The organism is Rhizobium leguminosarum (genome assembly GCF_001679785.1).
Classification (GTDB): domain Bacteria; phylum Pseudomonadota; class Alphaproteobacteria; order Rhizobiales; family Rhizobiaceae; genus Rhizobium; species Rhizobium leguminosarum_R.
Map to the genome: position 1 here is coordinate 4,567,538 of NZ_CP016286.1, position 12,868 is coordinate 4,580,405.

A 12,868-nucleotide genomic window follows, 5' to 3' on the forward strand; every position below is an offset into this window, starting at 1 on the left:
GAATGGGCGTGACGGGTTTACAGCGCCCCGAGTCTTTTCAGCATCTGCGCGTCGCCCGCGACCGAGGATCGGCTCGGCGCCAGGGGTAGGGCGCATCCCAGGGCCGATCAACCTGCCAGCATGTTATCCGCCAGGCTGTAGCAGTGGCTCGCCTGATAGGCGTTCCGACCTCGGTTCATGTGCGTCACATTGAAAGTCCGAATGGCGCGCAAGATGCGGCGCTCCGCCAGGAGTTTACGGATCGAGGCCGAGCCCCGCACAGTGATGCCGAAAATGTCCTCGCCGCGCGGAAAAAAGTAACCGACGTCTTCGGGCGTCGCGACGCAGTCCTCGAGAAAAGCCTTGTCCACATCGCCCTGCGTGGGTGAATGGTCCGTGGTGAAGTCAGAAAGATGCACCAGGAATCGTGCACGCAGGTCCTCGCCATCGGCGTAGAGCGTGAAAAGCTCCATCCAGCTCGCATTGACGCGGACGAGCGGCTTGTCTGAGGTCGAGGGCAGACATGAAACCGACCAGTAGTGACGCTCGGTCTTGCGCGGGATGGGGATGCAGGTCTGCCCGTATACCCTGAGAATTTCCAGAACGTCTTGCGCCTGCGGGCGACCAAGCAGCTTTTCGAACCGTGGGACATATTTGAACCGCTGTTCCAGGGACTCCAAGCGCTCTTCGGCGTCGATTAGGTCCGCCTTGCCTTGTATCCAATCGCGCTGCTGCTCAGGATCCAGAAACTTGCGCAGACCGGTGGTACTGCGACGAGGAGTCGTGCTCATGTCAGGTACCATGTGAGATCCGTGTCCTCATCGCTTCACCGGCTAATCACGCACGCGTCTATGCAGCCGCTCGACGTCCGCCCCCGATGGTGACGCCGTTCGCAGCACTTGGCTTAACAAGCGGTTTGCCGGCGCGGTGGACCAACCCACCGGCCGCACAATAACTCCATCCAAAGAATGGCGAAAGACCGACCTTCAGCCGGACCGAAAGCCAAAGCCTACCGACGACCAAACGCTGCGTCTTTTGGCTGGAATTGCTAGTAGCCGAACGGATCCACCTCGGCCGCCGCATGGGCGTCCGCCTCCTTCGGATAGATCACGCCCTTGCGCAGGATGATGTTGGCATAGAGCCTGGGCTCGCCGGTCTGGGTCACCGCATGGGCGGTCTTCACCGGCCGCCGAAGTCCCGGCCGACGAGCGGCAGGCCTCCTTATGGCAAGGCCTCGGGCTTCTTCGGCGCCGATCCTGAACGGGTTTTGCCAACCGGTCGTTTTAAAATTCCGCCTCTCGCAGCAGCTCGTTCAGGCGGGTGGCCCATTCCTTGTTGCCATCCCTGAACGGACCAAGCGCATCGCCGGCGGGTTCGGAAAGGTCGCTGGCGGCCGCAGCAAAGCGGCGGGCCTGTTCACGATGTCCCGCGGCCATATGGCAGCACGCCTGAATGCGCAGGAGCGCCGGCCAGTCAGGCCGCGCCTTTTGCGCCGTACGTCCCGTTTCGAGTGCGCCCTCGACGTCGCCCGAAAAGAACAGTGCAAGCATCAGGAGGCTGAACCAAACTCCATTCTGCGGGTCATGGGGGTTGAGTTCGAGGCCGCGAGCCAGGGGTTGCCGCGCGCCGGCCGCATCCCCCGAAAAGAGACGGGCCATGCCGAAGACGAGATACCCCAAGGCGAAACTCGAACCGAGTTCGATGGATCGTTCCGCTGCGAGGATCGCATGGTCAGCCCTGCCTGTGTAGGCCGACACAATCGCCAGCGCATAGTGCGAGTACGGGTTCCGCGCATCGAGATAGATCGCTCGAAGGGCCGCATCCAATCCTTCCTTCCCGTCCGCGGCGGGGTTATCAGTCCAGCCGTAGCCAATGAGGCCCGCATTGACCCGCGCCCGCCAGATCTGCGCCTCTGGAAGCATGGGATCGAGCTCCGCAGCCTCGCGGAAGAATCGCCGTGCGACAAGGTGGGTGGGCTGCGTGACCTTGTGGAAATTGAATGTACCTTGCCTTACAAGGTTCCAGGCAGTGATGTTGCCGGTGTGCGGAGCCAGCTGAAGCCCATGACGCAACAGCAGCTCGGGCTCCACCGCCGCTGCGATCCGCTCGGCGATGGCGTCTTGCACTGCAAATACCTCGGCCACCTGAAGGTCGTAATGTTCGGACCAGACCGTGGCGCCTTTCACTGCGTCGGCGAGGTGCACCGATATCCGGATCTGATCGCGGGTATATCGGATAGCTCCATCCACCAGAAAATCGACGCCAAGTTCGCGCGCGATAGATTGCGGATCCCTCGAGCCATCCTTCCTTGTGAAACTCGCCCCACGTGAGGCGACGCGGAACCATCTGAACCGAACGAGCGCCATGATCAGGTCGTCGGTGATACCGTCGGCCAGATACTGTCTTTTTGCATCACCGCCGAGATTTTCGAATGGCAGTACCGCAATCGCCGGCATCGAACTGGTCTGCGCGTGCCATCCGCTTTCGGCTGCGTCGGTCCGGCTCTCCACCGGACCGGAAAATCTGTATCCGACCCGCGGGACCGTGACGATCCATTCGCTGCCGTCTGATGCAGGGCCGAGCAGCTTGCGAAGGGCGGCAATCTGAACGGAAAGATTGCTTTCCTCGACGGCCAATCCCGGCCAAACAGCATCCATCAGGGCCGACTTGGAGACGACACCTCCCTGTGCCGAAAGCAGTGCGGCAAGCAGGGAAGCACCTCGGGCGCCCGTAGCGACAGGCCTATTGTCGCGAAACAGGCATCCGTTCTCTGCAATGAACTCGAAGTGGCCGAAGGCAAGGTGCTGGGTGTTCATGGCCGGGAATGATACGCCGATTTCGCAACTTTTCGGAATTTTTCGGCCCCGCTTCAGGACTTGCGCCGGCTGAGCGCGCAGAGTCTGCTCCAGTGCACCGGCTGAAGTGGTGAGAGAGATGAAGAACGAAGCAACGCAACCGAAAAATCCTCATGGATTAACCGCGAAAGTCGTACGCGGGAGCGGCAGCCATGTCGCCGAGCAAGGGTCGGTCTATCGCTCGGGCGTCTCGGCACAAAGCGTCGGATCACGCGTGCTGTGGCTGGGGATGATTTCGCTACCGGCAGGCAGACGAACCAAGGCCCATCGCCATGAGGGACACGAGACGGCCCTTCTGATGACTGCGGGAAAAGAAATCGAGATCTGGTCGGGGCCGGAGCTCGAGCGGTGCGAATTGGTCCACGCCGGTGACTATCTGTTCATTCCGGCCGGCGTTCCCCACGTGGCCGTCAATCGCAGCACCGAAAGCGCCGAGTTCCTCGGTGCCCGCAACGACCCCGCAGCCAACGAGAGCGTCGTTCTGATGCCGGAGCTCGACAACATCGTACCTTAACCACACCGGGAGGTGCACCATGGCCATCATCGAACAACGTCTGGCCGAAATGGGTCTGGAATTGCCCGAACCGTTGAAAGTGCGCGAGGGGCTGCATATGCCCTTCGCCTGGGTTCGGGTGCGCGGAACCCGCGCTTACATCTCGGGTCACGTCGCGTGCAACCGCGACGGGACATTGGCAGACCCCCTTGGCAAGGTCGGAGCGGATGTTTCGGCAGAGCAGGGTTACGTGTCAGCCCGGCTGGTTGCCCTGGCCCATCTCGCCAGTCTCAAACGTGCTGTCGGAGACCTTGATCGGGTCACGGCTTGGCTGCGCGTCTTCGCCATGGTGAACGTTGCTCCGGGTTTCAATGAGACGCCGCTGGTCACAAACGGCTATTCCGATCTGATACTGGAGCTGTACGGCCCCAACGTTGGCGCCCACGCCCGCTCGTCCATCGGCATGGCCATCCCTTTAAATGCGCCCGTAAACTGTGAAGCGGAGGTCGAAATAGACGGGTGACCGCCTGAACAGGATGATTTTAGGCCAGTTTGGCCTAAAATCTGAATCCTGTTCTACGTCAGATCGTCAGAGCGTGATGTCGTCCGATAACCGCTCACACTTCGGCATCATGCTCTAGTAAACGAAGGGATCAACCTCCGCATGGGCGTCCGCCTCCTTCGGATAGATCACGCCCTTGCGCAGGATGATGTTGGCATAGAGCCTGGGCTCGCCGGTCTGGATCACCGCATGGGCAGTCTTCACCCTTCCGTAGAAATCCTGGCCGATCAGCGGCACCACCTGCCGGTGCGGTTCGTGACGGGCGCAGCAGTCGATCATCTCCTCATGCACGGGGTCGAGCTTGTCGCGCTCGGCCTTGACGGTCGAGCGGAAGATCGCCTCGGCCACGAAATCGTCGATCGGCAGCACGCTGAGCACTGCATTGAGAACCGGGATGAGGCGATGGCCGTCGAGCCGGATCAGCCGGCGGGCATGTTCGACGCCCGGATAGTTGCCGTCGACGATGGCGATCTCGTCGCCGTGGCCCATGGCGCGAAGCGTAAAAAGCAGCTCCGGGCTCAACAGCGGATCAAGTCCTTTCAGCATGGTCTACCTCCTTGAAGAGTACGTTCTGGTCGGTGAGGTAACGCGCAAAGATCGGCAGGCTGGCGCCGCCGATAGCGCGCGCCTGGGCGCCGACTGCGCCCTCGATGATTTCGGGCATGACGACGCCCTGCAGGTCGAGCTTGGCGGCTTCGTCGATCGTTGCCTGCACCACCCGGCTGCGCACCCAATCGGGAAAGCCGCCGTCGATGACGGCCGCGCTGAAATCGACGATCGAGGCGGCGGCAACGATCGCCTGCGCCAGCGCCTTGGCGCTGTCCTGGATCCAGGCTTCCATCGGCTCGCCGAAATCCACCCAGCCGTCGGCCGAATACCAGAGCGGCTCCGGATCGATGCCGCGCTCGCGCAGCATGTTTTCGAGCACGAAGATCGAGGCGATTTCAAGCAGCTGCATCGTCTCGCCGTTCTTGCCGCGCACCGGCAGCGGCCCGATCGCGCCCGCCGTGCCGGTGCGGCCGGAAAAGATTGCCGAATTCAGGACGATGCCGCCGCCGATGAAGGAGCCGATGAAGAAATAGACGAAATCCGGATAGGACGGCCCAACGCCGAAGACGAGCTCGGCGCCGCAGGCGCTGGTCGCATCATTCTGCAGAAAGACCGGATGCGAGACGCGCGCGGCGATGTCGGCCTGCAGGTCGATCTCGCGCCAGACCTCCATGGCGCCGGCCGGCGCGCCCACCTCTTCGGCCCAGTTCCAGAGCTCGAAGGGGGCGGCGATGCCGAGGCCGGCAATGCGGCCGCGCTGCTTGTCGTCGAGCCGCTCTTCGAGCTCGCGGATGCCCGAGGTGACGAAGGCAAGGATCTCATCCGGCAGCGGATAGGCATAGGTCTTATGCAGCTGCATGCGGATGCGGCCGACGAAATCCATCAGCACCAGATCGGCGCTGCGCCGGCCCATCTTCAGGCCGAAAGAATAGACGGCGTCGGGATTGAGATGCATCGGGATCGACGGCTGGCCGACACGGCCGCGCACCGGTTCTCCCCGCGACAGCAGCCCTTCCTTCTCCAGCACCCGCATGATGACGGAGACGGTCTGCGCCGACAGTCCGCTGCGGCGCGCGATATCGGCCTTCGACAGCGCGCCGTAGAGACGCACCAGCGACAGCACGAGCCGTTCGTTATAGGCCCGCACCCTGACCTGGTTCGCACCGCCGGCCGGATTCAGAATTGGTGGCGGGACCGGTATGTTTGCCGGTCCATCCAAGGACGACATGGCCCCTCCTCCCGATTGTTGGCCTATGCCCTAATTCGATCGAGCATGCCACATCGGATTAATAATTCAATTGGATTTATTTATTGACAAGGCGATTTCTTTTCGCTCTTAATTGCCGTCGTCAAGGGCACGGGACCGCTGGGAGGCATTAGCGATCCACGGCGAAGTGTCATATCTTAAGCTTCCGGCCCCGCAGGGGCGGCGCCGGCAAACTCTGGGAGGAGTTCCATGAAGAAATCTGTTCTCGCTTTCGGCGCGCTCGCGCTTGGTGTCACCTTTTCCGCTCCTGTCATGGCGGCTGACGTTGCTGCCTGCCTCATCACCAAGACTGACACCAACCCCTTCTTCGTCAAGATGAAGGAAGGTGCGACGGCCAAGGCCAAGGAACTCGGCGTCTCGCTGAAGTCCTATGCCGGCAAGGTCGACGGTGACAGCGAAAGCCAGGTGGCCGCGATCGAAAGCTGCATTGCCGACGGCGCAAAGGGCATCCTGATTGCTGCTTCCGACACCAAGGGCATCGTGTCTTCGGTCAAGAAGGCCCGTGAAGCCGGCCTGCTGGTCATCGCTCTCGACACGCCGCTTGAGCCCGCCGATGCCGCCGACGCCACCTTCGCCACCGACAACCTGCTCGCCGGCAAGCTGATCGGCCAGTGGGCCAAGGAAACGATGGGCGACAAGGCCAAGGATGCCAAGGTCGGCTTCCTCGACCTGACCCCGTCGCAGCCGACGGTCGACGTTCTGCGCGACCAGGGCTTCATGATGGGCTTCGGCATCGATCCGAAGGACCCGAACAAGATCGGCGACGAGGACGATGCTCGTATCGTCGGTCATGACGTGACCAACGGCAATGAAGAAGGCGGCCGCAAGGCCATGGAAAACCTTCTGCAGAAGGATCCGAGCATCAACGTCATCCACACGATCAACGAGCCGGCCGCTGTCGGCGCCTATCAGGCGCTGAAGGCCGTCGGCATGGAAAAGAACGTGCTGATCGTCTCGGTTGACGGCGGTTGCCCGGGCGTGAAGTCGGTCAAGGAAGGCGTCATCGGCGCCACCTCGCAGCAATATCCGCTGATGATGGCAGCCCTTGGCGTCGAAGCGATCAAGAAGTTCGCCGACAATGGTGAAAAGCCGAAGCCGACCGAAGGCAAGTCCTTCTACGACACCGGCGTCTCGCTCGTCACCGACAAGCCGGTTTCCGGCGTCAAGTCGATCGACACCAAGGAAGGCACGGACAAGTGCTGGGGCTGAGCCCCGATTGTTGAAAGCAGACCGGCCGGGGCTTGATCCCCGGCCGTTTTCGACGGACGATGTGCCGTCGCCTCACGAACCGGCTAATCAAAGACCGGATGGATATCGGTGACGGCCCCCGCGCGAGTTCGGCGCGCGGATGCGGAGGAGGAACCATGACCGGAACACAGGAATTCGAAAGTGTCCTCGACGGCAGCGACAAGAGCGTTGCCTCCTTCGAGCACGAGAAAGTCTCGCTGATCAAGCGCGCGCAGCATTTTCTGCACTCGACGCCGGCCGCCGTGCCACTGATCGTGCTGGTGCTGGCGATCATCATCTTCGGGATCACCATCGGCGGACGGTTCTTCTCGTCCTATACGCTGACGCTGATCCTGCAGCAGATCGCCATCGTCGGTATTCTCGGCGCCGCCCAGACGCTGGTCATCCTGACCGCCGGCATCGATCTTTCGATCGGCGTCATCATGGTGATCTCGGCGGTGATCATGGGCAATGTCGCCATCACTTATGGCATACCGACGCCGATCGCAGTGGTCGCCGGGCTTGTCGTCGGCGGCCTTTGCGGATTGCTGAACGGCTTCCTCGTCGCCTACATGAAGCTGCCGCCATTCATCGTCACGCTCGGCACCTGGAACATCGTCATGGCGACGAATTTCATCTATTCCGCCAATGAGACGATCCGCGACACCGACGTCGACGAAAAGGCGCCGCTGCTTCATCTTTTCGCCATGAGCTTCAAGCTCGGCAGCGCCGTGCTCACCCTCGGCGTCATCGCCATGGTCCTGCTCGTCCTGGTGCTCTGGTATGTCCTCAATCACACCGCCTGGGGCCGGCATGTCTATGCCGTCGGCGACGATCCGGAGGCAGCCAAGCTCTCGGGCATCCAGACCAAGAAGGTGCTGCTGACCGTTTACGCCATATCGGGCGTCATTGCCGGCTTGGCCGCCTGGGTCTCGATCGGCCGCAACGGCTCGATCTCGCCGTCCTCGGCGGTCACCGATTTTAACCTCCAGGCAATCACTGCGACGGTGATCGGCGGCATCTCGCTGTTCGGCGGCCGCGGCTCCATTCTCGGCACGCTCTTCGGTGCCATGATCGTCGGCGTCGTCTCGATGGGCCTCAACATGCTCGGCGCCGACCCGCAATGGAAAGTCCTTTTGACAGGCGTGCTGATCATCGCCGCCGTCGCCATCGATCAGTGGATCAGAAAGGTTTCGGTGTAATCATGGCTCGCGAACCCCTTCTCACCGCCCGCGGTCTCGTCAAGCGTTATGGCCGCGTGACCGCGCTCGATAATGCCGATTTCGACCTCTATCCGGGTGAAATCCTCGCCGTCATCGGCGATAACGGCGCCGGCAAATCCTCGCTGATCAAGGCGATATCGGGCGCCGTCACCCCGGACGAGGGGTGATCACGCTCGAAGGCCGGCAGGTGCAGTTTCGCTCGCCGATGGAAGCGCGCGACGCCGGCATCGAGACCGTCTATCAGAATCTCGCTTTGTCGCCGGCGCTGTCGATCGCCGACAACATGTTCCTCGGCCGCGAGATCCGCAAACCTGGCGTGCTCGGCTCGATGTTCCGCATGCTCGACCGGCCGGCCATGGAAAAGCTGGCGCGCAACAAGCTCACCGAACTCGGCCTGATGACCATCCAGAACATCAACCAGGCGGTGGAAACGCTCTCCGGCGGTCAGCGCCAGGGTGTTGCGGTCGCCCGTGCCGCCGCCTTCGGCTCGAAGGTCATCATCATGGACGAACCGACGGCAGCGCTCGGCGTCAAGGAAAGCCGCCGCGTGCTGGAACTGATCCTCGACGTGCGCGCCCGTGGCCTGCCAATCGTGCTGATCTCCCACAACATGCCGCATGTCTTCGAAGTGGCCGACCGGATCCACATTCACCGCCTCGGCCGGCGGCTGACGGTGATCGATCCGAAGGAATACACCATGTCCGACGCCGTCGCCTTCATGACCGGCGCCAAGGCGGTGCCGACGGAGACCGTCGCCGCATGAATGCACGCATCGATGAAATCGCCGGCGAGGTGCTTGATCGCGCCGGCCATTCCAAGCGTTTCCTGGTCGCCATTGCCGGACCGCCGGGTGCCGGAAAATCGACCATGGCCGACAATCTGGCGGAAGCGCTGAAGGTCAGGGGCGAAAGCGCCGAAGTCCTGCCGATGGATGGCTTCCACATGGACAACGCCATCCTGATCGAACGCGGCCTGCTGGCACGCAAGGGCATCCCCGAGACTTTCGATGTTCGCGGTTTCCTCGATATCATCCGCGCCGTCCGGCTGGCCGATCAGGAGGTTCTGGTGCCGGTCTTCGACCGCTCACGCGAACTCGCCATTGCGTCTGCCCGCCCTGTTTCCCCCGATCATCGCTTCATCATCGTCGAGGGCAATTACCTGCTCTTTTCGCTGGGCAAATGGGCCGAACTCGAAGGCGTCTTCGACTTTTCGATCATGCTCGCGCCGCCGATCGAGGTGCTGGAGGAGCGGCTCTGGGCCCGCTGGCGCGGTTACAACCTGACCGAAGAGGCCGCCAGCGCCAAGGTCTACGGCAACGACCTGCCGAACGGCCGGCTGATCCTCGAAAACCGCCGCCCGGCCGATGTGACGCTGGAGATCGCGCTGGCGTGATGCGGCAGCGATTGTTTTCATGTAAAAGATAGTGCTATCGAGGCCGCAGACGCATCGCTTCGGAGGCCTGCCATGCAATCGATCACCATCCGCCGTCCTGATGACTGGCACCTGCATCTGCGCGACGGCGCCATGCTGGAAGGCGTGATCGCCGATACGAGCCGCACCTTCGCCCGCGCCATCATCATGCCCAATCTCGTGCCGCCGGTCGTCACGTCAGCCGACGCCAAGGCCTATCGCGAGCGCATCCTCAAGGCCTTGCCGGACGGCCATCGCTTCCAGCCGCTGATGACGCTTTATCTCACCGAACACACCAGCCCCGATGACGTGGAGGAGGGTAAGGCGAGCGGCCTCATCACCGCCGTCAAGCTTTATCCCGCCGGCGCCACGACCAATTCGCATGGTGGCGTCCGCGACATGGAAAAGGCGATGCCGGTGCTGGAACGCATGGCAAAGATCGGCCTGCCGCTCTGCGTCCATGGCGAGGTGACGACGCCGGACGTCGATATTTTCGACCGCGAGGCGGTCTTCATCGAGACCGTGCTCGATCCGCTGCGGCAGCGCCTGCCGGAGCTGAAGGTGACGATGGAGCATGTGACGACATCAGATGGCATCGATTACATCAAGGCGGCCAGGGGCAATCTCGCCGGCTCGATCACCACCCACCATCTGATCATCAACCGCAACGCCATCCTCGTCGGCGGCATCCGGCCGCATTATTATTGCCTGCCCGTCGCCAAGCGCGAAAACCACCGGCTGGCCTTGCGCGCCGCCGCCACCAGCGGCGATGCTCGCTTCTTCCTCGGCACGGATTCGGCCCCGCATGTCGACCCGCTGAAGGAATGCGCCTGCGGCTGCGCCGGCATCTATACCTCGATCAATACGATGAGCTGCCTCGCCCATGTCTTCGAACAGGAGGGCGCTCTGGAGCGGCTCGAAGCCTTCGTGTCGCTGAACGGACCGGCCTGGTACGGGCTTCAGCCGAACGAAGACCGCATCACCCTGTCACGGCAGCCCGACCCGATCATCTTTCCCGCCAGGATAGAAACCGGCGCAGGCCCGGTGACGGTGTTCGATCCGATGTTTCCCCTGCACTGGCAGGTGGTCCAGCAGGCGTAAGCTCACGGATTTCAATTTTAAATAGATTTTTTGTCTTAAATTCCGGCGTAACGTTAAACGCGTAACATTTGTATTGTGCGATGCATCATTTGTTAACGGATGCATAAGACATTCCTCAACACCGACCCCATGAGCTGCCGACATCATCCGGCGCGGCTGCAGTCGCGGAGGCTGAAAAGCATGATGCTTGACTATAACTCCCTCTTGCTGGCGCTCGGCGTTTCGGCGGCCTGCCTTGCGGTGACGCTGATGGGCAGCTGGCTCGTCCGCCGGGCGGAAACCGTGCTGCTCACCGCCACTATCGGCCTGGTCCTCGTCGTCAGCGGTATTTTCGTCTACAGCGCCTATGTGACGACACCTGAGAAATGGTTTGGCGTCGGCAACTTCGTGCTGTTTCATGCCGGTTTCGCCACCATATGGGGTGCGGGCAGACAGTTCCTCACCGGCCACCTGTCCATCCGAGCCATTGCGATCCGCGCGCTCGCGGCGATGATCTTTTCCGTGGCGCCGATGTTATCGGGATATGACGGCCTGGCTTTCATCGCCGACAACCTCGCCATCGCTTTGCTGCTCTTTGCCACCGCCCGGCAATACTGGCTCGCCCGGGCGGAAGCGCCGGCGCCGATCCTCGGCATTACCGCGCTCTATACGCTGACGGCGATCTCTTTCGTGCTTTGCGCCGCCGTGCTGATAGCAGACGGTAAGCTGGTGCTGGGTCACGCCCCCAGCAACTGGGCCGAAGATCTGAGCCTTGCCGTCTGCATCGCCGGCATGACCGGGATCGGTGCGCTGTCGCTGGCGCTGCATCAATGGCGGCTTGCCGCCCGCCACCGTCTCGATGCGATCACCGATCCGCTGACCGGCCTGCTCAACCGCCGCGCCCTCTTCGACCAATACGGCACGCGCCCGATGGGCACGACCACGGCCGTCATCGTCTTCGATATCGACCATTTCAAATCCGTCAACGATCGCTTCGGCCATGCCGCCGGCGACCGCGTCCTCAATATCTTCGCCGGCGAACTTTCGGCCCATTGCCGCAGCGGCGACACCGCTGCCAGGCTCGGCGGCGAGGAATTCGTGCTGGTGCTGAAGGAGATCATGCCCGGCCGGGCGGAACTGACGGCCGAGCGCATCCGCCGGGCTTTCGAGGCGCGCGAGATCCATATCGACGACGAGGTGTTGAGATGCACGGTCAGCGTCGGCGTCGCCCCCGGCCGGTCGAAGAGCTTGGATTTCGACGCCATGCTGAGTGCCGCCGACAAGGCTCTCTACGTCGCCAAGCGCGCCGGCCGCAATCGGGTCGAGCTTGCCAGCTATCTCAAGGCGGTTCCCGTCGAGGCAACGCGCACGGCGTCTTGATTCCTGATAAACCCTCTCATAATATCGCCCTCGGCCGGATGCGGCCAGCCGCCCCGCGACGCTTAGCGTTATGGTGAATGCATCCAGACAACATCCTTCACATCCCTTGCCGTTTGGCGATCGATGGCGAACGGGTCAGCAGACGCGGGCACTGATCTTCCTGTTTGCCGCCAACGGAAGGATGACATCATGCGCGATTTTCGCGATGCCAAGCTCATGGCAAAGACATTGCGGCAGGCGCTTGCCGACCGCGACATTTCGCTGACCCACAGCGAGACGCTTGAAATCGTCGCCCGGCAGTTCGGGCTCGATCAATGGAATATCCTCTCGGCAAAGATAGAGGAGGCAGGCACCTCCCGCTCCGCGATCGGCATCGAGCCACCAATGCCGATCTTCCGCGTCTTCTCGGTCGAAAAGGCCATGGAGTTCTATTGCGGCTTTCTCGGCTTCCATCTCGATTGGGAGCACCGCTTCGGCGAAAACTTCCCGCTCTATTGCCAAGTCTCCCGCGACGGCATGGCGCTGCATCTGAGCGAACATTCCGGCGACGCCAGCCCCGGCGCCAAGGCCTTCGTCCGCGTCGCCAATGTGCGGGCCTATCACGCCGAACTCTCAGGCAAGGACTACCGCTACATGAAGCCCGGCGTCGAGGAAGCGCCGTGGGGCCTCGAGATGACCGTCACCGACCCCTTCAGCAACCGCATCGCCTTTTGCGAACAGACATAGTCCTATGGGATGACTAAGGTCACCGCTTGGCTCCCTCTTCTCCCCAGCGGGGAGAAGGTGGCCGCACGGCACATCCTATACGTTGACCCTCGCTTACGCTCAGAGCATTCGCGGCTT

At 62.2% G+C, this 12,868-nt stretch carries 12 protein-coding genes and 2 pseudogenes; 9 read left to right on the forward strand and 5 right to left on the reverse strand.

Annotated features, from left to right (window positions below; translation table 11 throughout):
• Positions 1–107: 107 nt before the first annotated feature.
• The 3 genes and pseudogenes from BA011_RS22240 to BA011_RS22245 all read right to left on the reverse strand — a co-directional run bounded on the left by BA011_RS22240 (position 108) and on the right by BA011_RS22245 (position 2,795).
• Positions 108–782 (reverse strand): hypothetical protein, encoded by a 675-nt coding sequence (locus tag BA011_RS22240; RefSeq protein WP_065282036.1) that lies wholly within the window; start codon positions 780–782, stop codon positions 108–110.
• A gap of 245 nt (positions 783–1,027) precedes the next feature.
• Positions 1,028–1,194: pseudogene (locus tag BA011_RS41940) on the reverse strand (RbsD/FucU domain-containing protein); the annotation flags it as partial.
• A gap of 68 nt (positions 1,195–1,262) precedes the next feature.
• Positions 1,263–2,795, reverse strand: coding sequence for a winged helix-turn-helix domain-containing protein (locus tag BA011_RS22245; protein WP_065282037.1), 1,533 nt, complete (start codon positions 2,793–2,795; stop codon positions 1,263–1,265).
• 118 nt (positions 2,796–2,913) lie between these two features.
• Here BA011_RS22245 and BA011_RS22250 point away from each other — a divergent pair, with 118 nt between their 5' ends.
• The gene (locus BA011_RS22250) at positions 2,914–3,348 is read left to right on the forward strand and encodes a cupin domain-containing protein (protein WP_065282038.1); all 435 of its coding nucleotides are present in this window, start codon (positions 2,914–2,916) and stop codon (positions 3,346–3,348) included.
• Positions 3,349–3,367: 19 nt separating this feature from the next.
• A complete protein-coding gene (locus BA011_RS22255; protein WP_065282039.1) occupies positions 3,368–3,850 on the forward strand; it encodes a RidA family protein in 483 nt (160 codons plus the stop codon).
• 114 nt (positions 3,851–3,964) lie between these two features.
• Here BA011_RS22255 and BA011_RS22260 read toward each other — a convergent pair whose 3' ends face one another.
• Both BA011_RS22260 and BA011_RS22265 read right to left on the reverse strand, forming a co-directional pair.
• Positions 3,965–4,435 carry an RbsD/FucU family protein gene (locus BA011_RS22260; protein ID WP_065282040.1) on the reverse strand — a complete coding sequence of 157 codons (471 nt, stop codon included), beginning with the start codon at positions 4,433–4,435 and terminating at the stop codon, positions 3,965–3,967.
• The gene (locus BA011_RS22265) at positions 4,419–5,666 is read right to left on the reverse strand and encodes an ROK family transcriptional regulator (RefSeq protein ID WP_065282041.1); all 1,248 of its coding nucleotides are present in this window, start codon (positions 5,664–5,666) and stop codon (positions 4,419–4,421) included. Before BA011_RS22265 ends, BA011_RS22260 begins: the two co-directional genes overlap by 17 nt.
• Before the next feature lie 228 nt (positions 5,667–5,894).
• On the opposite strand from BA011_RS22265, the gene BA011_RS22270 reads away from it, so the two are divergent.
• The 7 genes and pseudogenes from BA011_RS22270 (at position 5,895) to BA011_RS22300 (ending at position 12,751) form a co-directional block, all read left to right on the forward strand.
• Positions 5,895–6,914, forward strand: coding sequence for a sugar ABC transporter substrate-binding protein (locus tag BA011_RS22270; protein ID WP_017958798.1), 1,020 nt, complete (start codon positions 5,895–5,897; stop codon positions 6,912–6,914).
• A gap of 155 nt (positions 6,915–7,069) precedes the next feature.
• Positions 7,070–8,134: an ABC transporter permease gene (locus BA011_RS22275; protein ID WP_065282042.1), complete on the forward strand. Its 1,065-nt coding sequence runs from the start codon at positions 7,070–7,072 to the stop codon at positions 8,132–8,134.
• Between the two features lie 2 nt (positions 8,135–8,136).
• Positions 8,137–8,918, forward strand: a pseudogene (locus tag BA011_RS22280) (ATP-binding cassette domain-containing protein).
• Positions 8,915–9,547 (forward strand): nucleoside triphosphate hydrolase, encoded by a 633-nt coding sequence (locus BA011_RS22285; protein WP_065282043.1) that lies wholly within the window; start codon positions 8,915–8,917, stop codon positions 9,545–9,547. Before BA011_RS22280 ends, BA011_RS22285 begins: the two are co-directional and overlap by 4 nt.
• 72 nt (positions 9,548–9,619) lie before the next feature.
• The gene (pyrC, locus tag BA011_RS22290; RefSeq protein ID WP_065282044.1) at positions 9,620–10,666 is read left to right on the forward strand and encodes a dihydroorotase; all 1,047 of its coding nucleotides are present in this window, start codon (positions 9,620–9,622) and stop codon (positions 10,664–10,666) included.
• Positions 10,667–10,846: 180 nt separating this feature from the next.
• Complete coding sequence (locus BA011_RS22295) at positions 10,847–12,025, forward strand: GGDEF domain-containing protein (protein WP_065282045.1); 1,179 nt, start codon at positions 10,847–10,849, stop codon at positions 12,023–12,025.
• Between the two features lie 189 nt (positions 12,026–12,214).
• Positions 12,215–12,751, forward strand: coding sequence for a glyoxalase superfamily protein (locus BA011_RS22300; protein WP_065282046.1), 537 nt, complete (start codon positions 12,215–12,217; stop codon positions 12,749–12,751).
• Positions 12,752–12,868: the final 117 nt, after the last annotated feature.

What these genes read in the sequence shown, in the direction of transcription:
- BA011_RS22240 (WP_065282036.1), bottom strand. Translation starts at nt 782, where the DNA reads ATGGTACCTGACATGAGCACGACTCCTCGTCGCAGTACCACCGGTCTG.
- BA011_RS22245 (WP_065282037.1), bottom strand. Translation starts at nt 2,795, where the DNA reads ATGAACACCCAGCACCTTGCCTTCGGCCACTTCGAGTTCATTGCAGAG.
- BA011_RS22250 (WP_065282038.1), top strand. Translation starts at nt 2,914, where the DNA reads ATGAAGAACGAAGCAACGCAACCGAAAAATCCTCATGGATTAACCGCG.
- BA011_RS22255 (WP_065282039.1), top strand. Translation starts at nt 3,368, where the DNA reads ATGGCCATCATCGAACAACGTCTGGCCGAAATGGGTCTGGAATTGCCC.
- BA011_RS22260 (WP_065282040.1), bottom strand. Translation starts at nt 4,435, where the DNA reads ATGCTGAAAGGACTTGATCCGCTGTTGAGCCCGGAGCTGCTTTTTACG.
- BA011_RS22265 (WP_065282041.1), bottom strand. Translation starts at nt 5,666, where the DNA reads ATGTCGTCCTTGGATGGACCGGCAAACATACCGGTCCCGCCACCAATT.
- BA011_RS22270 (WP_017958798.1), top strand. Translation starts at nt 5,895, where the DNA reads ATGAAGAAATCTGTTCTCGCTTTCGGCGCGCTCGCGCTTGGTGTCACC.
- BA011_RS22275 (WP_065282042.1), top strand. Translation starts at nt 7,070, where the DNA reads ATGACCGGAACACAGGAATTCGAAAGTGTCCTCGACGGCAGCGACAAG.
- BA011_RS22285 (WP_065282043.1), top strand. Translation starts at nt 8,915, where the DNA reads ATGAATGCACGCATCGATGAAATCGCCGGCGAGGTGCTTGATCGCGCC.
- pyrC (WP_065282044.1), top strand. Translation starts at nt 9,620, where the DNA reads ATGCAATCGATCACCATCCGCCGTCCTGATGACTGGCACCTGCATCTG.
- BA011_RS22295 (WP_065282045.1), top strand. Translation starts at nt 10,847, where the DNA reads ATGATGCTTGACTATAACTCCCTCTTGCTGGCGCTCGGCGTTTCGGCG.
- BA011_RS22300 (WP_065282046.1), top strand. Translation starts at nt 12,215, where the DNA reads ATGCGCGATTTTCGCGATGCCAAGCTCATGGCAAAGACATTGCGGCAG.